This window comes from Flavobacterium pallidum, assembly GCF_003097535.1.
In the GTDB taxonomy this organism is placed as follows: Bacteria; Bacteroidota; Bacteroidia; order Flavobacteriales; family Flavobacteriaceae; genus Flavobacterium; species Flavobacterium pallidum.
On sequence record NZ_CP029187.1, the window covers coordinates 2,846,455 to 2,869,842 of the forward strand.

19 protein-coding genes are annotated in these 23,388 nt (G+C 42.6%); 8 read left to right on the forward strand and 11 right to left on the reverse strand.

The genetic code is table 11. The features are described 5' to 3' along the window. Positions 1-7: 7 nt before the first annotated feature. The 10 genes from HYN49_RS11770 to HYN49_RS11815 form a co-directional block, all read right to left on the reverse strand. The gene (locus tag HYN49_RS11770) at positions 8-2,224 is read right to left on the reverse strand and encodes a T9SS type A sorting domain-containing protein (protein WP_181368954.1); all 2,217 of its coding nucleotides are present in this window, start codon (positions 2,222-2,224) and stop codon (positions 8-10) included. Positions 2,225-2,525: 301 nt separating this feature from the next. Then, positions 2,526-2,954 carry an ADP-ribosylation factor GTPase-activating family protein gene (locus HYN49_RS11775; RefSeq protein ID WP_108904301.1) on the reverse strand — a complete coding sequence of 143 codons (429 nt, stop codon included), beginning with the start codon at positions 2,952-2,954 and terminating at the stop codon, positions 2,526-2,528. 190 nt (positions 2,955-3,144) lie between these two features. Next, the gene (gene sucD, locus HYN49_RS11780) at positions 3,145-4,017 is read right to left on the reverse strand and encodes a succinate--CoA ligase subunit alpha (protein WP_108904302.1); all 873 of its coding nucleotides are present in this window, start codon (positions 4,015-4,017) and stop codon (positions 3,145-3,147) included. 101 nt (positions 4,018-4,118) lie between these two features. Next, positions 4,119-4,478 carry a nuclear transport factor 2 family protein gene (locus tag HYN49_RS11785; RefSeq protein ID WP_108904303.1) on the reverse strand — a complete coding sequence of 120 codons (360 nt, stop codon included), beginning with the start codon at positions 4,476-4,478 and terminating at the stop codon, positions 4,119-4,121. 3 nt (positions 4,479-4,481) lie between these two features. Further along, positions 4,482-5,411 (reverse strand): UDP-3-O-(3-hydroxymyristoyl)glucosamine N-acyltransferase, encoded by a 930-nt coding sequence (locus HYN49_RS11790; RefSeq protein ID WP_108904304.1) that lies wholly within the window; start codon positions 5,409-5,411, stop codon positions 4,482-4,484. Positions 5,412-5,474: 63 nt separating this feature from the next. After that, positions 5,475-6,041: an elongation factor P gene (efp, locus tag HYN49_RS11795; RefSeq protein WP_108904305.1), complete on the reverse strand. Its 567-nt coding sequence runs from the start codon at positions 6,039-6,041 to the stop codon at positions 5,475-5,477. A gap of 64 nt (positions 6,042-6,105) precedes the next feature. Next, positions 6,106-6,891: an acyl-ACP--UDP-N-acetylglucosamine O-acyltransferase gene (gene lpxA, locus HYN49_RS11800; protein ID WP_108904306.1), complete on the reverse strand. Its 786-nt coding sequence runs from the start codon at positions 6,889-6,891 to the stop codon at positions 6,106-6,108. 33 nt (positions 6,892-6,924) lie between these two features. Next, a complete protein-coding gene (locus tag HYN49_RS11805) occupies positions 6,925-8,313 on the reverse strand; it encodes a bifunctional UDP-3-O-[3-hydroxymyristoyl] N-acetylglucosamine deacetylase/3-hydroxyacyl-ACP dehydratase (protein WP_108904307.1) in 1,389 nt (462 codons plus the stop codon). Positions 8,314-8,352: 39 nt separating this feature from the next. Then, positions 8,353-9,378 (reverse strand): UDP-3-O-(3-hydroxymyristoyl)glucosamine N-acyltransferase, encoded by a 1,026-nt coding sequence (gene lpxD / locus HYN49_RS11810; protein WP_108904308.1) that lies wholly within the window; start codon positions 9,376-9,378, stop codon positions 8,353-8,355. 109 nt (positions 9,379-9,487) lie between these two features. After that, positions 9,488-10,723: an HD domain-containing protein gene (locus tag HYN49_RS11815; protein ID WP_108904309.1), complete on the reverse strand. Its 1,236-nt coding sequence runs from the start codon at positions 10,721-10,723 to the stop codon at positions 9,488-9,490. A gap of 155 nt (positions 10,724-10,878) precedes the next feature. Here HYN49_RS11815 and HYN49_RS11820 point away from each other — a divergent pair, with 155 nt between their 5' ends. From HYN49_RS11820 to HYN49_RS11835, 4 genes are all read left to right on the forward strand, one after another. Next, positions 10,879-11,736 carry an SdiA-regulated/phytase-like domain-containing protein gene (locus tag HYN49_RS11820; RefSeq protein ID WP_245892174.1) on the forward strand — a complete coding sequence of 286 codons (858 nt, stop codon included), beginning with the start codon at positions 10,879-10,881 and terminating at the stop codon, positions 11,734-11,736. Between the two features lies 1 nt (position 11,737). Continuing rightward, complete coding sequence (locus HYN49_RS11825; RefSeq protein WP_245892176.1) at positions 11,738-12,160, forward strand: hypothetical protein; 423 nt, start codon at positions 11,738-11,740, stop codon at positions 12,158-12,160. 92 nt (positions 12,161-12,252) lie between these two features. Beyond that, complete coding sequence (locus HYN49_RS11830) at positions 12,253-13,053, forward strand: SRPBCC family protein (RefSeq protein ID WP_108904310.1); 801 nt, start codon at positions 12,253-12,255, stop codon at positions 13,051-13,053. A 90-nt stretch (positions 13,054-13,143) separates the two neighbouring features. After that, a complete protein-coding gene (locus HYN49_RS11835) occupies positions 13,144-13,443 on the forward strand; it encodes a hypothetical protein (protein ID WP_108904311.1) in 300 nt (99 codons plus the stop codon). Positions 13,444-13,504: 61 nt separating this feature from the next. On the opposite strand, the gene HYN49_RS11840 is transcribed toward HYN49_RS11835, so the two are convergent. Beyond that, entirely contained in the window at positions 13,505-13,864 is a 360-nt protein-coding gene (locus HYN49_RS11840) for a hypothetical protein (RefSeq protein WP_108904312.1), read from the reverse strand. A 290-nt stretch (positions 13,865-14,154) separates the two neighbouring features. On the opposite strand from HYN49_RS11840, the gene uvrA reads away from it, so the two are divergent. The 4 genes from uvrA (at position 14,155) to HYN49_RS11860 (ending at position 23,373) form a co-directional block, all read left to right on the forward strand. Beyond that, complete coding sequence (uvrA, locus tag HYN49_RS11845; RefSeq protein WP_108904313.1) at positions 14,155-16,986, forward strand: excinuclease ABC subunit UvrA; 2,832 nt, start codon at positions 14,155-14,157, stop codon at positions 16,984-16,986. A gap of 141 nt (positions 16,987-17,127) precedes the next feature. After that, positions 17,128-17,856 carry an LOG family protein gene (locus HYN49_RS11850; protein WP_108905055.1) on the forward strand — a complete coding sequence of 243 codons (729 nt, stop codon included), beginning with the start codon at positions 17,128-17,130 and terminating at the stop codon, positions 17,854-17,856. Positions 17,857-17,995: 139 nt separating this feature from the next. After that, a complete protein-coding gene (locus HYN49_RS11855) occupies positions 17,996-20,815 on the forward strand; it encodes a gluzincin family metallopeptidase (RefSeq protein WP_317045837.1) in 2,820 nt (939 codons plus the stop codon). 155 nt (positions 20,816-20,970) lie between these two features. Beyond that, positions 20,971-23,373, forward strand: coding sequence for an alpha-ketoacid dehydrogenase subunit alpha/beta (locus HYN49_RS11860; RefSeq protein ID WP_108904314.1), 2,403 nt, complete (start codon positions 20,971-20,973; stop codon positions 23,371-23,373). Positions 23,374-23,388: the final 15 nt, after the last annotated feature.

Sequence of the window (23,388 nt, forward strand, 5' to 3'; positions counted from 1 at the left end):
CGGGAAGTTATTCTTTGATAAATCTTATTGTACTGACGGCCCCACCTGTAGCCGTCTTTACGATATAATTGCCTGCAGTTAATTTTGCCACATCGATGCTGTAATCACCAGCCGGAGGAATCGCTTTGACGACTTGCTGCCCAAGCATATTATAAATTTCAATCGAATCGATATTGGTATTTACTTTTGAAGAAAAAGTCAGAATATCCTTCACCGGATTGGGATATAAAGCAAAACCAAAAGTTTTCTCATTATCATCAATCCCTAAAGGAATCGCTACAGTTGTCACAGCGGTATTGGTAATGACCGGCGCATTGTAATTGAAATAAATCCCGGCGGTATTGCTTAACTCATCACCCAAAACCAATGTTGGTTTGGTCTTGATTTTGAAAATCACATAACCGTCATTATTAGCATCATCAAAAGGAAGCATAATATTATCAAAAACAAATTCCACCTGATTGGTATTGGTGATACGGGTAATAAAAGGGTGGCTACCTGCAATCGGAGTCAATGTTGAAATATCAAATTTTGAAGTGTCAATTACATCTTTTACAGTAACTATAGCCGCATAATAATTTCCTGTATTTTCAAATCGGATTTTGTAATGGACATACTCCCCTACCATTTGCGGGGTAATCGTGTCGCCTTCAAGACAGGTTTTGTCATTTGGGTCGAAGGCGTTAAAAATAGCCTGGTTTAATACTGACATATTATCAGCAGGATATTCATCAGCAGGAATATTATTGGCTACAGCAGTAAAATGTAATATATCTCCCTGATTTAATGGTGGGGTTTCGACAGGGGAATTCAGGTTTAAAACAACATCGATATGGCGGGTTTCAAATGGCTGAAGGTTGTTATAATTCCATGACAGTTGCCCTGCGGACTGTCCGCTGTTCGTCGGATTGGCTGATAAGAAATCTAAAGTAGCATCATTAAAATTCAATGTTACCGTACCTGAACAAACATCAAAGCTCTTATTGCTATAGAATATACGGTACATATTATCAAATCCAGGTACCGCAATACCCATATTTACTAACGATATTTCTACATCCGGGTGCTCGCCAATTTGTGTAATACAGAAATTTTGTACTATATCAGAGGAATTTCCTGGAAATGTTACTATAATTGAAGCAGGTGAAGCGGTTAAATTAGGATTATTAAAAACAGGTGTTATGGTGTAAGATCCTTCCTGAAGTGAGGTAGAATAATATCCTGAATTGGAATAAAAGTAGCCTGTATTGGAATTATCTTCCACTTTAAACTTTATATGAGGAAAATCTATATCAGTTGCATCACAGCCGTTATTTTCAATATCAATTTTCGCATTACCTGAAAGATGATACAGCGGTATACTTTCACATGTACCATTAACCTCAGAATTATAACCATACTGATCTGCAAGGTTCTGCAAAAATAAAATATCAGCTTCGTTTGCACAGATATAAGTGAGATTGGGATTGCCTGCAAAACTTGTATATTCCGGATCCAGCGGCATGGCATCAGCATCTTTAAGATAGATTGATACTAATTCATTATTATTACAATTAAAAGACATGGGAATAGCTCCTGTTGGATTAAGATATAGATTTTGTATGTTATTATAACTGCAATCAACCCCTTCCAATGTATAAAAATGTGACAAATCTAATTCTGTAAAATTATTGTGGGCGCAGGTAAGGTAAATCAGGTCAGCACTTTCAAAACCCAGGGAAACTAAGTTATTATAAGAACAATGCAATTCAAACGCATGGCCTTCATATTCATTATTAAAATTTATTGAGGTTAAATTATTATGACTGCAATCAAAATAATATGAATAATAGTTCCAATAGGCTGGTTCCACTCTTGTGATTGTCAATTCTGTAAGTTGATTATAGGAACAATTAAGCTCAGACACTTTTACATCCAGAGAATAAAGATTGTTGTATGAACAATCCAATAAGTCCAGATGCTGGAATGATTCAACCCCTGTTAAGTCTGAAATACTTGATGATGAAACATTTAATCTGTATACATAATCCAACTCGTCTACTTCTATTTCCTGATTATTATTTGTGTCAATCGGTATTTTAAACCCATTTTCATTATAAGCAATTTCAGTGTTATAACTCGCCTGTAATAACTTCGCCTTAAAATTCGCATCAGGAATGGTAACAATCTGGGCATGGGCCATTATCGAAAAAAACAGCAGAAAAAGAATGTAATGTTGCTTCATGTTTGTGGTTTGTAAATCCATAAAACACCCTGTTATTTCACTCCAGCTTCAAGTGAATTATTACCGGGGAATTTGTAGGATTTTATAACCCAAATGTAGAAAATTAATACGCGCGCGATAGTGTAAATGAGTAAACGAAGGTTTTGGATTAGAATTTGCAATTATACCGAAAAGGACAGGCCTAAAAAAAGCCTCGCACAATGCAAGGCTTTATATTTAAAAACAATAAGTTGCAGACCTTCAGGCTTTCCTGATTCAATCTTAAAATCTTACAGTCCTACAATCCAAATTATTACCAGGCTTAAAAAGCAACATTCCACCTTGGCAGTTTGCCATTTTCATCGAGGAAATTCTGCAATACCTGCCCTTCGGCAAAAGTGGGAATCACTTTATTTTTAGCATTGAAAGTTTCATACCAAACCACTTCCAGCCTTTCAATGCCTTCCTTTTTCATCTGCGCAGGCCACGAATATTTCCTTCCGGTTTTTGCAAATTGATGGCCGTTGACGATTTTATCGTAAAGTCCTCCATTTTTACTTTTCAGCGTACCGTCGTTTTGTATGGTTCCGGTTGAGCCTACCATGATGAGTTCCTTCTCTTCACCATCAACAGCATATACTACGAAAATCCCATTTCCTGATTCCGGTGCATTGCAAACTTCTTCAAGGCTGTCATCGGCAGTGAAATTGAAGGTATTGGTGGTTTTGAACTTTTTTAATTCTTTGTACATAATTTGTTTTTTTAGACTTGCTTAGACTTCCTAAATTTTTAGATTTCTTGACTCGCTTTTGGCTTATTGAAAACTATTATACACAAAGTCTAAGAAGTCCAAAGTGCAGCGTGTCTAATAATCTAACCCATTTTAAAAAAAATACCCCACGAAACCGTGAGGCATCTTTATATCATAAATAATATCAGGATTATCCCAATACTTCTTTTACTTTCTTACCAATTTCAGCTGGTGAATCCACAACGTGGATACCACATTCACGCATAATACGCTTTTTGGCTTCAGCCGTATCATCAGCCCCACCAACGATAGCACCTGCGTGGCCCATTGTCCTCCCTTTTGGAGCCGTTTCGCCGGCGATGAATCCAACTACCGGTTTGCGGTTACCGTCAGCTTTGATCCATTGTGCAGCATCAGCCTCCAGTTGACCTCCGATTTCACCAATCATGACAATGCATTTTGTTTCAGGATCATTCATCAGCAATTCTACTGCTTCTTTGGTTGTAGTCCCGATGATCGGGTCTCCACCTATTCCGATAGCGGTCGTGATTCCCAAACCTTGCTTCACAACCTGGTCAGCAGCTTCGTATGTCAACGTACCCGATTTTGATACGATTCCAACATTCCCTTTTTTGAACACGAAACCAGGCATGATACCTACTTTCGCTTCTTCCGGAGTGATCACCCCAGGGCAGTTTGGCCCGATCAATCGGCAGTTTTTACCTTTAATATAATCATAAGCCCTGATCATGTCAGCCACTGGAATTCCTTCTGTGATGGTGATGATCACTTTAATTCCGGCATCCGCAGCTTCCATAATGGCATCGGCGGCAAATGCAGGCGGAACAAAAATAATTGTCGTATCGGCACCAGCCTGATCAACAGCATCTTTTACAGTATTGAAAACCGGGCGGTTCAGGTGCTCAGTACCTCCTTTTCCGGGAGTAACGCCACCAACCACATTTGTTCCGTATTCAATCATTTGCGAAGCGTGGAAAGTCCCTTCACTTCCTGTAAAACCCTGTACAATTATTTTGGAATCCTTGTTAACTAAAACACTCATGGTATATGGTTTAAATTATATTTTGAATTTTGTGTTGCAAAAATAAGTTTTTGGAGGCAAATATTAGTTGTTTTTGAAAATATTATTGCCTTAACAGATGATTAAATCTGGCTCATCTGGTAACCGCGGAATAACTTGTCATCCTTGATTTCCCAGATGACGAAAAAATGTGCCAGAAGCATTTCCTCACGGGGGTTTTCAATGGTTTTTACAAAATGGGAATAACGCGCGGAAACCATGTCGCCTTCCTGAAGAATATGGCTGATGCGCACTTTTGTACGCACATACGCTTTGCTTAACTCTGTCGTAAAGGCAATGATTTCGGCGTGGTTCATTTTAATCAGCCCTTTGGTGCTGTTCCATTCCACTTTTACCTCTGGATGAAGATAGGTTTCCATCACCTTCGGATCAATCAATGCATCGGATTTGTAAAAAGCCTGAACCAGTTTTTTAGCGTTCATATTCTATTTCAATTTATTAAGGATCTCCGGTATCTTTTTAATGTTGGCCAGTTGTTTGAGCTTCTCGCGGGATTCCTCAATCGGTGTGCCGAAATAAGTTTTCCCTCCTTCCACCGATTTGGTTACGCCGGTTTGCCCCATGATTACCGCTTTTGTCCCGATGGTGATACCACTTGTAGTCCCGACCTGTCCCCAAAGCGTGACCTCATCTTCGATGACAACGCATCCTGCGATTCCGGTTTGTGATGCAATCAGGCATTTTTTACCGATAATCGTATCATGGCCTACATGCACCTGGTTGTCGATCTTCGTTCCGGCGCCAATGGTGGTATCTCCGGTAACCCCTTTGTCGATGGTACACAGCGCACCAATCCCGACATGATCTTCAATGACAACCCTTCCGCCTGAAATCAACTGGTCAAAACCTTCAGGCCTTTTTTTATAATAGAAAGCATCGGCACCTAAAACCGTGCCGGCATGAATCATGACATTGTCCCCGATTACGGTATAATCGTAAATCGCCACATTCGAATGTATCTGGCAATTCCTACCGATTTTCACATGATTTCCGATAAATGTATTGGGCTGGATTACAGTCCCCTCACCTATCTCAGCCGTACTGGAAATGGATGAGGACGACGATTGGAATGGCTTAAAATGTTTTGTCAGCTTGTTGAAATCCCGGAAAGGATCATCTGATATCAGCAATGCTTTACCTTCAGGGCAATCCACTTTTTTATTGATCAGTACAATTGTGGCAGCCGATTTTAAAGCCTTATCATAGTACTTCGGATGATCCACAAAAACGATGTCTCCCGGCTCCACCACATGAATCTCGTTCATGCCGCTAACCGGAAAATATTTATCACCCACGAACTCGCAGTTGATAATCTTTGCAATCTCTTCTAAAGACTGTATTGTTGGAAATTTCATATACTGTATTAGGTGTTTGTTGCAGCACACCAACTTCTGCTAAATGTATACTTCGACTGCAGACTATTCTTTTACGCGCTCCATGTATTGTCCCGAAGCCGTATCAATCTTAATCTTATCACCTTCATTAATGAACAACGGCACGTTTACGCTGGCTCCGGTTTCAACTGTAGCTGGTTTTGTAGCGTTTGTTGAAGTATTTCCTTTCACGCCAGGCTCAGAATAAGTTACCTCAAGGATTACAGATGCAGGCATATCTACTGAAAGCGGGGCTTCAGTTTCCGCATTGATGATTACTTTTACCGTAGTGCCTTCCTTCAGTAAATCCGGCGCATCAAGTATGGCCTTGTTCAACTGGATCTGCTCGTAAGTCTCATTGTGCATGAAATTGTACAAATCACCTTCTGCATACAGGAACTGGAATTCATGCGTCTCCACGCGTACTTCGTCTATTTTGTGCCCTGCTGAAAAGGTGTTGTCCAGTACTTTCCCGTTGGTAAGGCTTTTCAGTTTGGTTCGTACGAAAGCCGGTCCTTTTCCTGGTTTCACATGCAGGAATTCGACAATTTTATATATGTCATGGTTAAACTTGATGCACAATCCGTTCCTAATATCTGATGTAGATGCCATTATTGAATTTTATTTTAAATGTTGAATGTTAATTTTATTGTCCTACGAGTGTTTGTTCAATGAACTAGTAATTTCCTGTATAGCCTTTCATCACCCCACGCGACGAGTTCCTTATGAAGTCAAGGATTTCATCCCTTTCCGGAGTGGCTTCCATTTCAGCTTCGATAATGCTGACCGCTTGTGAAGTATTGTAATTCTTTTGGTATAAAATCCTGTAGATTTCCTGGATTTCGCGGATTTTATCGGTGCTAAAGCCTCTTCTTCTTAAGCCAACGGAATTAATTCCTACATAAGAAAGCGGTTCTTTCGCAGCTTTTGTAAAAGGGGGTACATCCTTACGCACCAGCGACCCACCCGAAATCATCACATGGTCACCGATATTGATGAACTGATGTACCGCTGCCAAACCTCCGATGATGGCATAATTTCCAACAGTGACATGTCCTGCCAAAGCCACACCATTCACAATAATTGCATTATCGCCAATATGGCAATCATGGGCAATGTGCGCAGTTGCCATTACAAGGCAGTTGTTTCCAAGCTTGGTTTGCCCTGAAGCCACCGTTCCCCTATTTATCGTAACACATTCACGTATAGTGCAGTTATCGCCAATTATCGCAAGTGACTCTTCACCTCCAAACTTCAAATCCTGCGGAATGGCAGAAATGACAGCGCCCGGAAATATATTGCAATTTTTTCCTATCCTTGCACCTTCCATAATGGTGACATTGGACCCAATCCAGGTTCCATCACCAATCACAACATTATTGTGAATGGTTGTGAATGGCTCGATCACCACATTTTTGGCAATCTTAGCACCGGGATGCACATAGGCTAAAGGTTGATTCATCGTTTAAATTTTTATGGTTTGTTGTTCCGGGATTTATTGTTTTTTTGCGATTTGCGCCATCAATTCCGCTTCCGCAACGAGTTTTCCGTTTGCGTAAGCGTTTGCCTGCATATGGCAGATCCCCCTTCTGATTGGTGCAATCAGGTCGCATTTGAATACCAATGTATCGCCCGGTAATACTTTATGCTTGAATTTTACGTTGTCGATTTTCATAAAAAAAGTAAGGTAATTTTCAGGATCCGGAACCGTGCTTAAAACAAGTATTCCACCGCACTGCGCCATCGCTTCCACTATCAAAACACCGGGCATTACAGGTGCTCCCGGGAAATGCCCTACGAAAAACGGTTCGTTCATCGTGACATTTTTCAAGCCTACGACATGGGTGTCCGACAATTCGAAAATCTTGTCCACCAGCAAGAATGGTGGCCTGTGCGGCAACATCGACATGATTTTATGGATATCCATTAACGGCTCCTGGTGCAAATCGTAAACCGGCACATGGTTGCGTTGTTCAATCTTGATGATCTTCGACATTTTCTTGGCAAACTGCGTATTGACGAAATGCCCTGGCTTGTTGGCAATAACCTTCCCTTTTATCCTGGTGCCGATAAGCGCCAGATCACCGACTACATCAAGCAGTTTATGCCTTGCCGCTTCATTTGGATGGTGCAGCGTCAGGTTATCCAGCACGCCATTTGGCTTCACGGAAATCTTATCTTTCCCGAAGGCAACTTTGAGGTTTTCCATCGTGGATTCTGAAATTTCCTTATCAACGTAAACAATCGCATTGTTTAAATCCCCGCCTTTAATGAGCCCGTTTTCCAGCAATGATTCCAGCTCATGAAGAAAACTGAACGTACGTGAATCGGCAATTTCAGTCTTGAACTCTGAAATATTTTTCATCGTGGCATTCTGGGTGCCCAATACTTTTGTGCCAAAGTCTACCATCGCAGTCACCTGGTAATCGTCACCTGGCATGACAAGAATTTCACTTCCTGTGGCTTCATCCGTAAAAGAAATCACTTCTTTCACGACATAATATTTGCGCTCCGCATCCTGTTCTACGATTCCGGCTTTTTCAATCGCTTCTACAAAATATTTTGAAGAGCCATCCATAATCGGCGGCTCGGAAGCATCAAGCTCTATAATCACGTTATCCACGTCGCAACCAACAAATGCTGCAAGCACGTGCTCTGAAGTCTGGATTTTAACGCCCAATTTTTCAAGGTTCGTACCGCGTTGCGTGTTCACAACATAATTGGCATCGGCTTCAATTACAGGCTGCCCTTCAAGATCAATACGCACGAAAGTGTATCCGTTATTGACCGGCGCGGGCTTTAATGTCATTTTTACTTCTTTCCCGGTATGCAGGCCGACACCTGTAAGGGAAATCTCATTTGCGATGGTTTTTTGTTTAACCATTAGATCGTGTTTTTGTTTATTTATTTTAGCAGGCAGCCATCAGTTGCCTTCGATTTTCTTCTTCAATTCTTCCAGTTCGCCAATGATTTTCGGCAGGTTCTTAAAATGAACATACGACTTACTGTAATCCGTATAATTATAAGCCGGGCTTCCCTGCACGGTTTCATCGTCCTTGAGGCTCCTGCCGATGCCGGACTGCGCCTGGATCCTCACATTGTTTCCGATCGTAAGGTGCCCGGAAATCCCGACCTGTCCGCCAATCATGCAATGCTGCCCGATTTTCGTTGATCCGGCAACGCCGGTTTGTGCCGCGATGACGGTATTCTCGCCAATTTCCACGTTGTGCGCAATCTGGATCTGGTTGTCCAGCTTCACGCCGTTGTGGATAATGGTGGAACCCATCGTTGCGCGATCTACGGTTGTTGCGGCACCAATATCTACATAATCGCCTATAATCACATTCCCGATTTGCGGTATTTTGGAATACGTCCCATCTTCATTCGGTGCAAAACCAAAACCATCCGCACCTATAATCGCACCGGAATGAATGTTGCAATAATTCCCGATTTTCGAGTCCGAATAAATCTTTGCACCGGCAAAAATAATTACATTATTCCCAATTTCAACATTATCACCTATAAAACAATTAGGATAAATCTTCACATTATCGCCAATCTTTACGCTATTGCCAATATAACTAAAACTTCCGAGATAAAAATTTTCACCATAAACCACACTTTCAGACATCACAGAAGGTTGTTCAATGCCCTGCTTATTGTGTTTCACCTGATCGTAAAAAGTCAGGATTTTTGTAAAGGCACCATAAGCATCATCGACCTTGATCATCGTCGTAAACACTGGCGAATCAGGTGTGAAAGAAGCGTTCACGATCGTTACCGATGCCTGTGTGGAATAAATATAGTTATTGTATTTTGGGTTCGAAAGGAACGTTAGCGAGCCATCAGTCCCTTCTTCGATTTTTGACAATTTAAAAACAACCACGTCCGGATTTCCGACGATTTCGCCTTCAAGAATGCCCGCTATCTGTGCTGCTGTGAATTTCATTTTACTGATATTTCTGCAATATTTCCGGACACGTAAAGTGTTGCCTGGAAATTTAGAAAGCCATAATGTGCTTTTGCCCGACAAAAATATAAAAAAACAGGTTTAATTGTTAATTTTCGGCAAGTACTTTTGGAAAGCAGATGTAGTATTTCGTAACCGGTTTGCTCAGCGCTTTCAGGTTGAGATGATCGGAAGCTTCCACCACATCCTCGATGCTGCGGTCTTTTTTGTAGATGCTGATGGGTTCGGCTTCTTTATCATAAGCCTGGTTCCTGATTTTTCCCTTGAAAACGAAATATCCTGCTTCGTGGGCAGAAATATTATTTTGGGCAGCAAAATCCCTGATGTAGCCGTCAGTATCGTCTTTGGTAAACTTTTCCTCACTGAATTTTATCTTAGGCAAATCGCGGTTGATAATCATTTTGCTTAAATGGCTCAGCACAAAATCCTCATGGAACTGCCAGGCCTTCAAGGCACTTACAATGTCAAAATCGTCAAGCCTTGAAAAAAGTTCAAGGACATCCTCATTGAAATCTCCTGCCTCGATCTTATTTTCCATAAAAAAGCGCAATGGCATACTGCTTTCGAGCAAAATTCCTTTCAGTGTTAATTCTTTGGCACGTTTTAAGGTTTTTGTAAGAATCAATTCGGCGGCTAGGCTGGTTTTGTGCAGGTACGCCTGCCAGTACATCAACCGGCGTGCCATCAGGAATTTTTCAACTGAATAGATTCCTTTTTCTTCGATCGCCAGTTTATCATCGATAACGATCATCATCTGCGTGAGCCTGTCAGAATTAATGTTTCCTTCCGCAACGCCTGTGTAAAAACTGTCGCGTTTAAGGTAATCCATACGGTCCATATCGAGTTGGCTCGAAATGAGTTCGAGCATGAATTTCCTATGGTATTCGCCTTTGAATATCTTTATGGCTAAAGTCAGCCTGCCGTCAAATTCCGCATTCAGCTTGTCCATAAACAACAGCGAAATCGATTCATGGCTGATGTTCTCTACAATACTGTGCTCCATCGCATGCGAAAATGGCCCGTGCCCGATGTCGTGCAATAAAATCGCCGCATACAACGCCAGTTCTTCTTCCTTGGAAATCAAAGTCCCTTTAAAGCGTATCGCTTCGACCGCCTTCTGCATCATATGCATACAGCCCAAAGCATGGTGAAAACGCGTGTGGTGCGCGCCAGGATAGACCAAATATGATAGACCCATCTGGGAAATGCGGCGCAATCGTTGAAAACAGGGATGCTGCACCAAATCGTAAATCAGAGTGTCGGGAATGGTGATGAACCCGTAAATAGGGTCGTTAAGGATTTTCAATTTGTTGATGTGGCCCACTTATAAATGAATTAAGAATTTCAAATTAAGAACTCTGACTGGAATGTGAACAACATGCCTGCACGTCCTCCTTAATTGAATAATGGCGAAGATACACAATTCCGTTTAACGAAAATATCGCTGCAATTCGTAACTTTATGTCCTAAAAACGATTTATGTGTATTAAAAAAATTGCTGCTTTTATCTTTGCCTCCACTTTCATAAGCTGTTCTTCGCAGCCTGGTCCTTTGGATGTTATTTTTGAATTCCCTAAAGAAATAAAGGAAGCTTCCGCGCTTCAATACGTTCCGGAAACGGATTTATTCTGGACTTTGGAAGATAGCGGCAACGATCCGGTTTTATTCGCTTTGGACAAAAAAGGAAAGCTACAGCAAACAGTTCATATCCATAAATCCAATCATGATTGGGAAGCGCTGACATCGGATGGGGAAGGAAATTTATACATTGGCGATTTCGGGAATAACGATAATGACCGGAAGGATCTGGCAATCTATAAAATAAATGCCGCCGATTTGAGTAGCAATGAAGCCGGAGTATCCGCTGAAATCAATTTTTATTTTCCTGAGCAAAAGGATTTTCCGCCCAAAAAGTCCATGCGCATTTTTGATGCTGAGGCTTTCTTCCTGTACAACAATAATTTTTACATTTTCACCAAAAACCGAAGCACCGATTCCGATGGCACAACGCAACTTTACAGCGTCCCGAATATTGCCGGGAACCATGCCGCCAAGTTATTGGGAAGTTTTAAAACCGGCAGGGAATTCCGGAAATCTGCTGTCACTGATGCCGCAATAAATGCTGATGGAACTCGGATGGCCCTGCTCAGCAATCAAAAAATATGGCTGTTTGAAAATTTTAAAAATGATGCTTACTTTAATGGAAAAGTCACTGAAATCAGCCTCAACGACAATTCCCAGAAAGAAGGGCTTTGCTTTAAAGAGAATGACCTCTTCATTTGTGACGAAAAAGACAAGCATACCGGTGGCAAAATGTATCAGCTTAACTTAAAATAAAATGGAAACTACAATGGACATCATACAACAGATCTTCTGGCTGCTGATCCTTCCCATCCCGGTGGCCTGCATCGCATGGACGGTTACGCATGAAGAAGTGTTCCGTGAACCGCGGGAATATTGTGTCGGGCAATCAAAAAAAGGACGCACCATTTTGCGCAGGAAATTCTTTTACCTGTTTACCTGTGAATATTGTTTCAGCCATTATGTGACCCTGGGGGTGATTTTGCTAACCGGCTTTCAATTATTGCTTCCCGACTGGCGCGGCTATATCATTGGAGGATTTGCTACGGTGTGGATGGCCAATGTATATATGAGCCTTTTCGCATTCATCCGCCAGGATATCAAGAAGGAAAAAACAGAAATCGCGCTGATGGAAAAAAAGGTGGAAGAAATCACTGAAAATCCCACTTCAAAATCTTAAAACATAATCTGTTTATAGTATAACCAATCCGTCGTTTTGTCAAATAACTTTGTTTACAGACCAAAAAATCAGTCAAACAAAAAATTAAAGTCATGAAAACTACCGAAACGGATACACCACAGCTGCAATCCAAACTCGATTCTTCAGGAACTGACCCAAATCGTTATGCCGCTTTTTATTCTGAAGAAGAAGCACAAAGGCTTGGAAATGTAAAACATAAAGCAAAACCTGTCGTGAAAGGCCTGCAGCCCAATGTAAGCAAACTCGAACGCATCCTGATGGTTGCCGGCGGAACTTACCTTTTATATAAAGCGCTTTCGGGCAAAAAGAATAACATCTCAAAAGGGATTGCAGGCGGAACAATGCTGGCACGTGGGATCAGTGGCTATTGCCCCGTTTATGATCTTGCTGAGAAAAGCGGGACATTCAAAAGCGCCAATGTAAATATCCGTACCACAATCACTATTGACAAACCTGTAAGCGAGGTATATGCCCTTTGGCGTAACCTTGAAAACCTGCCGAAATTCATGAGCCACCTGGATAGTGTGAAGGAAATTAATAAAACCACTTCAGAATGGCGTGCCAAAGGGCCTTCAGGCTTCGGCCACATCAGCTGGAAAGCCAATATACTGATGGACGAAAAAGACCATCTCCTAAGCTGGCATTCTGTTCCGGATTCCACCATTGATAATGCCGGGAAAATTTATTTTCGTGAGAATGGTCCGGAAAGTACAGCACTAGACATCACCATTTCGTATCATGCCCCATTAGGAATTGCCGGCGAAGCTGCAGCTAAATTACTCAACCCCTGGTTTACGAAAATGGTCAACCACGACATCGAAAACCTTAAATCTTATATAGAAACCGGTCAAAATGAATTGTCACATCATTGACATTTTTTTGTCCAAATCCATAGCGCCGCGTTTGATTTTTGAATTCAAAATGAAAAACACGGCGTTTTTTTTAATCTGAATTTTTTAATCATGAACAATCAAGAAAATAAAGGCAGTGAAGACAAGCCGCGGGATATCAATCCTGAGGAAATCGGCAAAAGCCATCCTGCAAAACATGAAGCCGCAAAAGAAAAAACTGACATAAAGGAAAGCGGCGCAGGTCGTGACATGAGCCAGACACCGGCTGACGAACATATCGAGCCATCATTTTCAGAAAACACGGCACCTGAAAATACCTACAATGAAATCAATGATGACGACGACCGAGACCACGGCGACAGCACTAAAGACTGGGATGCCGAAAACAGCAGGACAGGAAGACATAAATAATTTGCAGTTTTCAGTCACAGTTAGCAGGTACGTACGCACTCCAACTGAGACTGAAAACTGCCTACTTCCTCCGTCTCTCCTTGCGTTCCTCACGGATTTCCTGGTAAACTTTAAACTGTTCGGCTGTCAGCAGCGCCTTCACTTCGTCATCTTTTGCAATACGTAGCGCCTTGATTTCTTTTAGCTTCTGTATTTTTTCCAATTGTGTATTTGCGTTCACCTCTTTCGCCTTCTCACCGTATTTTTTTGTAATTTCCATGAATGGGGCCTTTTGATCTTCGGTCAGTGATAATTTGGAAACATCGCTTTTCAGCTGGTCGATAAATTCCTGGCGCTGTTCCTCATTCATTTCCTTTTTTTCCTGTGCGGTAGCCATCGTTGCGGCTAACAGTAATGGTAATATGATTTTCAGGTTTTTCATTTTTTAGTTTAAGTGAATTTGATCACAGGCCTAAATTTAATCAAAAGGTGTAACGAATCGTTTTGCTTAAGTCGGAAATTGTTTCAATTTTATGGCGGACAATTCCGGCTGTACGCTGTATCTTTTTTTAAACCTTGCAGGATTTAAAAAAAGGATGCCGCTGCCATCCGGGCCGCAGTCCCACGTCAATATTGCGTATGACCCAAAAATCATATTTCCTCACAACAACAACTTTTGTTTAACATACAATTTTGCCATCTAATCCGTACCTTTGCGTTTTGCTAAAAAATATGCCTGAAATTGAAAATTCCATTGAGGTACTCGGTGCCCGCGTACACAATCTCAAAAATATAGATGTCACTATCCCCAGGGAAAAATTGGTCGTCATTACCGGCCTTTCCGGCTCCGGAAAATCCTCGCTTGCCTTCGACACGATTTATGCCGAAGGGCAACGTCGTTACGTCGAGACATTCTCTGCTTATGCACGCCAGTTCCTCGGCGGGCTCGAGCGCCCTGACGTCGATAAAATAGACGGACTTTCCCCTGTAATCGCGATTGAACAAAAAACGACCAGTAAGAGTCCGCGTTCCACTGTAGGCACGATCACCGAGATTTATGATTTCCAAAGGCTGCTTTTTGCCCGTGCCGGCGATGCCTACAGTTATAATACCGGCGAAAAGATGGTAAGCTACAGCGATGAACAGATTAAGAACCTGATTCTCGAAAATTATAGCGGCAGGCGCATCAACATCCTTGCTCCGGTGATCCGCGCCAGAAAAGGACATTACGGCGAATTGTTCCAGCAGATTGCCAAACAGGGCTTCCTGCGCGTACGCATCGACAATGAGCTGAAGGAAATCACGCCGGGCATGAAACTCGACCGTTACAAGGTCCATGATATTGAAATGGTCATCGACCGCATGCTCGTCGAGGAAAATGTGGATACCGACAAACGCCTCAGCGAAAGCATCAACACTGCAATGTACCATGGTGATGACGTTTTGATGGTTCTCGACCAGGATTCCGGTGACGTGCGATTTTTCAGCCGAAACCTGATGTGCCCGACGACGGGCATTTCATACCAGAATCCCGAACCCAACCTGTTTTCGTTCAATTCTCCTAAAGGGGCATGCGAACATTGCAACGGTTTGGGCACGATTAATGAAATCAACATCAGGAAAATCATCCCGAATCCGCAGGTTTCCATCAAAGCGGGCGGATTATTGCCGCTGGGCGAATACAAAAATTCGTGGATTTTCAAGCAACTGGAAATCATCGGCGAGAAATTCGGTTTCAAGCTGACAGACCCTATTGAAAAAATTTCCGCAGAAGCCATGGAGGTAATCCTGAATGGTGGCAAAGATAAATTTGCCGTGCCTTCAAAATCCCTCGGCATCACTAAGGAATATAAAATTGAATTCGAAGGCATTTCTGCTTTTATCAAAAACCAATACGATGAAAGTGGTTCTTCCACCATACGGCGCTGGGCAAAGGATTTTATGGACGAAGTGACGTGTCCTGCCTGTGAAGGCTCCAGGTTAAAAAAAGAAGCGCTTTACTTTAAAATCCACGGTAAAAACATCGCCGAATTGTCAGAACTCGATATTTCTGACCTCACCGATTGGTTCAACACCATCGACAAGCACCTTTCAGAAAAACAACACATCATCGCCTCGGAAATCATCAAGGAAATCCGCGACCGCCTGCACTTCCTGATGAACGTCGGGCTGGATTACCTTTCATTAAACAGAAGTTCCAAATCACTTTCGGGGGGTGAAGCGCAACGCATCCGTCTGGCCACACAAATCGGCTCGCAGTTGGTCGGCGTACTTTACATCCTCGATGAACCAAGCATCGGTCTGCACCAGCGCGACAATGAAAAACTGATCCGTTCACTGGAACAACTGCGCGACATCGGGAATTCTGTTTTGGTGGTGGAACACGACAAGGATATGATTGAGCGTGCAGATTATGTGATCGATATCGGCCCGAAAGCCGGGAAATACGGTGGGAAAATCATCAGCCAGGGAACGCCGGCACAACTGATGAAAGAGCACACGATGACGGCAAAATATATGAACGGCGAAATGCAGATCGAAGTCCCGGAAAAACGCCGTGAAGGAAATGGAAAGTTCATGAAACTTTCGGGCGCTTCGGGAAATAACCTTAAAAATGTCTCTATAGAATTGCCTTTGGGTAAATTGATTTGTGTTACCGGGGTTTCAGGCAGCGGCAAATCAACGTTAATCAATGAAACACTTTATCCCATCTTAAACGCACATTATTTTAACGGCGTAAAGAAACCGCAGCCATACAAAAAAATGGAAGGTCTGGAACATATTGACAAAGTAATCGATATTGATCAAAGCCCGATCGGGCGTACACCGCGTTCCAATCCTGCCACCTACACGGAAGTATTTTCAGAAATCCGAAACCTGTTTACCATGACCCCTGAAGCGATGATCCGTGGTTATAAAGCCGGGCGTTTCAGCTTCAACGTGAAAGGCGGCCGCTGCGAAACCTGTGAAGGATCAGGTGTCAGGACGATCGAGATGAATTTTCTCCCGGATGTTTATGTGGAATGTGAGACCTGCCAGGGCAAGAGATTCAACCGCGAAACCCTCGAAATCCGTTACAAAGGAAAATCCATTTCGGATGTATTGAATATGACGGTTGATGAAGCCGTGCCTTTCTTCGAAAACCTGCCGAAAATCTACAGGAAGATTAAAACGATACAGGACGTCGGACTGGGTTATATTACGCTCGGGCAGCAAAGTACCACGCTTTCGGGCGGGGAAGCGCAACGGATTAAGCTCGCCACGGAATTGTCTAAAAAAGACACCGGAAATACTTTTTACATCCTCGATGAACCCACAACAGGCCTGCATTTCGAAGACATCCGCGTATTGATGGAAGTCATCAACAAACTCGTTAATAAAGGCAATACCATCCTGATAATAGAACACAATATGGATGTCATCAAACTTGCAGATTACATCATCGACATCGGTTATGAGGGTGGTAAAGGCGGCGGACAGGTTGTTGCTAAAGGGACGCCTGAAGAAATTATTAAAAACAAGAAAAGCTATACTGCACAGTTTTTGAAAAAAGAACTGAAATAGAATTATGAATTTCAAATTATGAATTTCAGATGACCGCTCTTCGTAATTCATAATTTGAAATTTGAAATTTATCCTGTATATTAGCCCGGTTTGCCAATTGCCATCACGCAATTTGGAATCCGCAATTTGAAATTTTACAAAATGAGATTAGAAGATTTTGACAACGACGAAGATAAAGTCATCCAGGACCGCCTAAAGCAAAAAACCTGGAACGAGATAAGGACTAATGACAGCTGGGCTATTTTTAAAATCATGGCTGAGTTTGTAAATGGTTATGAAGCCATGGGACGTATCGGACCTTGTGTTTCCATATTTGGTTCGGCACGAACTAAACCAGAAGAGCATTTCTACCTTTTGGCAGAGAAAATTGCATTCCGTATCAGCAAGGCCGGTTATGGCGTCATTACTGGTGGTGGCCCGGGAATCATGGAAGCCGGGAATAAAGGCGCACACCTTGGGGGCGGAACATCTGTCGGGCTGAACATCGAATTGCCTTTTGAGCAGCATTACAATCCGTATATTGATCGGGATAAGAACCTGAATTTCGATTATTTCTTCGTAAGAAAAGTAATGTTCGTAAAATACTCTCAGGGATTTGTCGTCATGCCAGGCGGTTTCGGGACATTGGATGAAATGTTTGAGGCGATTACGCTCATTCAGACTAAAAAAGTCGCGAAGTTCCCTGTAATCCTTGTAGGACGTGAATTCTGGGCAGGACTTATTGATTGGGTGAAGGCCGTGTTGGTCGAAAAATACAAGACCGTCAGCCCAGGCGATATGGACCTGATCCGGATTGTGGACACAGAAGATGAAGTAGTTGAAGTCCTTGATAATTTCTACAAAAAATACACCCTGAGCCCGAATTTTTAATCGTTACACATACAAGTTCAAACCGCAAAGTCCACAGGGTTTTGTGGTTTCTTTTTTCTTAAGCAATTATTAAGCAACTTCCGGCAATAAGTTCCATCTCCATGGTGTTATTTAGGCATCAACTTTTGAAAACATCCATTTGAAACCATTATACACCCTTTTTTCGGTATTCTTCTTTATCATTTTCGCGCCTTCGGCAAAAGCACAGCATTCTTCAGTGATTTCTGCAACATTGGATACCGAAAAGAAAACAATGGATGTGAAGCAACAGCTGGTTTACGTGAACAATTCAGATGATACCATACAAAGTATCTTGCTGAACAACTGGATCGACGCTTATTCTTCAAAAGAAACGCCTTTGGCAAAACGCTTTTCCGATGAATTCATCAAAAGTTTCCATCTGGCCAAAAAAAGCGAGCGCGGAGGAACGGATGATTTAATGATTCATTTTGGTGAAAACAACCGTATTGCCGACTGGTTTACCACCAGCGATCAGCCGGATGTGATTGAAGTCAATCTTCCTGAAAAACTGCTGCCCGGTGCTCAGGTTACGCTTTCCATGACCTATTCGGTAAAAATCCCGAGCGATAAATTTACCGGCTACGGCTATGGCGCAGGGCAGAAAATGTACCTGCGCAATTGCTTCCTCTCCCCTGCCAGATTCGACAATCACCATTTTGTAAAATACAGCAACAACAATTCTGATGACATTGCCAACGCACCAACGGATTATGATGTGACGATTTCCTCCGCATCTGGAGTGAAATTATTCTCGGACCTTGATGAGCAGAAACAAGGCAATACGGCTCATTTTTCTGGCAAAAAACGGAATGATTTCGTGATATACGCCAGCGATGGTAATGACATCCGCACTTATAAAAACGATGTCACTGAAGTCATCACGGATTTAAGGGACAATAACATCGATGAAATCCATAAAGCGTTGCTGATCGACAAGATCGTTCATTATGTAGATCAGAATATTGGCCGTTATCCGTATGAAAAAATCATGGTTACCCAAGCCGATTATGAGCGGAACCCTTTTTATGGCCTCAACCAATTGCCTGCCTTCATCAGTCCGTTCCCAAACGATTTCCTGTATGAAATCAAGTTCCTTAAAACCTACCTGAACAATTTCCTGAAGAACAGCCTGCGTGTCGATCCACGGGCAGATAATTGGATCTACGACGGCTTCCAGGTGTATTTTATGATGAAATACATCGATGAAAATTATCCCGGGATCAAGATGATGGGGCATGTTTCAAAATTGGGATTGTTCAAAAGCTACAATTTAACACAGCTCGGTTTCAATGGGCAGTACAGTTATTTTTACATGCTGATGGCCCGGAAGAATCTCGACCAGCCTATAGGCGCGCCGAAAAATACGCTGATTAAATTCAACGAGCAGATTGCTGGGAAATACCGTGCCGGCTTAAGTTTTCGGTATTTGGCTGACTATATCGGCAAGGAAAATGTCGAACAAAGTATTTCCGAATTCTATCGCGGGAACCAAACCGCATATACGTCCGGTCGCGAATCATTGGAACACATCCTGAAATCGGCTACATCAAAAAATATCGATTGGTTTTTTAAGACGATAATCGACTCGCGTGACATTATCGATTATAAATTCGGAGATGCCACCAAAACCAAAGACAGCGTCACTTTCACAATTAAAAATAAGACCGGCACTACCGTACCAATTCCCATTTATGGAATAAAAAATAAGGAAATCGTGTTCAAGCATTGGCTCGAAAACATCAGTGCTGACAGTACTTTTACGATGCCACGCGAATCAGCCACGAAGTTGGTCCTGAATTACAATAATGAGGTTCCTGAATATAATTTACGAAATAACTGGCGCTCACTGAAAAGCTTCAAGGTAAGCAACAGGCCCGTTAAATTTGTGTTTATGAAAGACCTGGAGGATCCGTATTACAACCAGATTTTGTACGTGCCAACATTTACTTACAATTTATACGACGGTTTGTCTCCAGGGTTGCGGTTTCATAATAAAACCATACTTGACAAACCCTTTATATTTGACGTAAATCCGATGTACTCGCCGAACAACCAGTCGTTGGTCGGGAATTTTTCTTTCGCCGTAAACCAAAACAACCGGGAAAGCAATCTTTATGGGATGCGCTACCAGATTAATGGCTCTTATTTCCATTATGCGCCGGAATCAGCGTATTTAAAGGTCACGCCGATCGTCTTTTTTAAATTCCGGGATGAGGATCTTCGCAGCAACCACAAGCAGACACTGGTATTGCGCAACGTCATTGTACAACGGGATAACCTGCCCGATACTGCTGCTGATGAACTGCAGAATTACAGTGTATTCAACGCGAAATTTATCGACGGCAATACTGAAGCGACAAAGCATTTCGGATACACGACCGATATGCAATTCTCTAAATCTTTTGGTAAAGCATCAGTTGATGTGCAATTTCGTAAGTTGTTCAATGACAACAGGCAAATCAGTTTAAGATTATATGCCGGTACGTTCTTGTATAACCATACCAATAACGATTATTTCAGTTTCGGACTGGATCGTCCATCCGATTATTTATTCGATTACGACTTCTATGGCCGTTCTGAAAAATCAGGATTGTTCAGCCAGCAACTGATAATCGCGGAAGGTGGTTTTAAATCCAAACTCGCTGCACCGTTTGCAAACCAATGGATGGCTACGGCTAACGTCGGTTTCAACGTATGGAACTGGGTGGAAGTGTATGGCGATGCCGGGTTTGTAAAGAACCGCTTGCAGCAAAACCGATTCCTTTATGACAGTGGCATCCGCCTGAATCTCGTCACCGACTATTTTGAACTTTATTTCCCGGTGTATTCAAGCAACGGCTGGGAAATCGGGCAGCCAAACTACAATGAAAAAATACGTTTCGTGGTAACACTTGATCCAAAATTGCTTGTGAACCTCTTTACCAGAAAATGGTTTTAGAGATGGCGGGATTACAACGTTTTCGTATTCTTACCTGATTGATTTACTGCCGCTTACCAAAGCTTTTTCCGAAACTTTACCAGTTTGGTACTTTGCTACTTTGCAACTCCCTCCTTTTTCTGTAAATTTGCCCCATATATACAATATTTCCTAATATGGCACAGGCAGAAACCAATGCAGCATTGACTTTCGAAGATTTCAAAACTGAAGTCATCAGTGATTATAAAATTGCGGTAGTGAGCCGGGAATGCAGCCTTTTGGGAAGGCGCGAAGTCTTGACAGGCAAAGCCAAATTCGGGATTTTCGGGGATGGAAAAGAAGTGCCGCAACTGGCCATGGCAAAAGCTTTCAAGAACGGCGATTTCCGTTCCGGCTATTATCGTGACCAGACTTTCATGATGGCCATCGGCGAAATGACCATCGAAAAATTCTTTGCCGGATTGTACGGCCATACCGATATTAACTTTGACCCGATGTCTGCCGGAAGGCAAATGGGCGGCCATTTTGCCACGCACTCGCTCGATGAAAACGGCGATTGGAAAAACCTTACGGCACAGAAAAACTCCAGCGCCGACATTTCTCCTACCGCAGGCCAGATGCCGAGGCTTTTGGGTTTGGCACAAGCTTCCAAGATTTACAGGAATGTCAGCGGGATTGACAATAAGACTAATTTCTCTATCAACGGAAATGAAGTGGCGTGGGGAACCATCGGGAACGCATCGACTTCAGAAGGCCTGTTTTTCGAAACTATAAATGCAGCCGGAGTGTTGCAGGTGCCGATGGTAATGAGCGTTTGGGATGATGATTACGGAATCTCAGTACACGCGCGCTACCAGACAACCAAGGAAAATATCTCGGAAATCCTTAAAGGTTTCCAACGCGACGAGCAGGGCAACGGGTATGAAATTTTTAAAGTCAAAGGCTGGGATTACGCTTCATTGATAGAAACTTATCAGAAAGCCGCAAAAATAGCCCGCGAAGAACATGTTCCTGTCCTGATCCACGTATACCAGCTCACGCAACCGCAGGGACACTCGACTTCAGGTTCACACGAACGTTACAAAAATACGGACAGGCTTGCCTGGGAAAGTGATTTTGACTGTGTGCGCCAGATGAGGCTTTGGATGATTGCCACGAATGTAGCAACTCCGGAAGAACTGGATGACATTGAAAATAATGCAAAGAAAGACGTGTTGGAAGGCAAAAAAGCAGCCTGGAATGCGTTCATCAATCCGATTAAAGAAGAACAATCTGAGTTGGTGGCTTTGCTTGAAAAAACCGCTTCAGGCAGCATTAATAAGGTGTTTATTGAAAAATATATTTCCGAAATCAAATCGATTAAAGAACCGGGAAGAAAAGATTTGTTAAGCACCGCAAGGAAAATCCTGCGTTTGGTTTCAAAAGAAAAGCTGCACGGCGAGCTCTCAAAATGGATTTCGGGTTATACTGAAAAAATCCAGCCAAAATTCAGTTCACACCTTTTTTCCGCTTCCGGCAAAAACGTTTTTTCCGTTAAGGAAGTTTTGCCAACCTATAACGACAATGAAGATGCTGATGGACGTGTCATTTTAAGGGACAACTTTGACGCCATTTTTGCAAAACATCCCGAAACATTGGTTTTTGGCGAAGATGCCGGAAATATTGGCGATGTAAACCAGGGATTGGAAGGCATGCAGGAAAAATATGGCGAGTTCCGTGTGTCTGATGCAGGCATACGGGAAGCGACCATTTTAGGCCAGGGTATCGGGATGGCCATGCGTGGCCTACGCCCGATTGCTGAAATCCAATACCTCGATTACTTATTATATGCCATCCAGATCATGAGTGATGATTTGGCGACTTTACAATACCGTACCAAAGGCAGGCAGAAAGCGCCATTGATTATCCGTACACGAGGGCATCGACTGGAAGGCATCTGGCATTCCGGTTCGCCGATGGGGATGATCATTAACGCGATCCGCGGCATCCATGTGCTGGTCCCTAGGAATATGACAAAGGCTGCCGGTTTTTACAATACCTTATTGGAAACCGACGAACCCGCACTGGTAGTGGAATGCCTTAATGGTTACCGGCTTAAAGAAAAAATGCCTACAAATCTCGGGGAGTTCAGGACACCAATCGGGGTTGTGGAGACCATTCGGGAAGGAAAAGACATTACCATTGTTTCGTACGGTTCCACGCTGAGGCTTATTGAGCAGGCTGCGAAAGAGCTTGAGGAAACAGGCATAGCGTGCGAAATTATTGATGTACAGTCGTTACTTCCTTTTGATATTAATCATGATATTTTAAAAAGCCTTCAGAAGACAAACCGCCTTTTGGTCGTGGATGAAGACGTGCCGGGCGGCGCATCTGCATACATACTGCAGCAGGTTTTGGAAGAACAGGATGGTTACAAATTTTTGGACAGTAAACCGGAGACTTTAGCAGCAAAAGCACACAGGCCGGCTTATGGTACAGATGGCGATTATTTTTCAAAACCTTCAGTGGAGGATATTTATGAAAAAGTGTATGCCATTATGAGCGAAAGCAAACCGTCACAGTTTCCGGAGTTATATTAAGCCGGAATTACGATT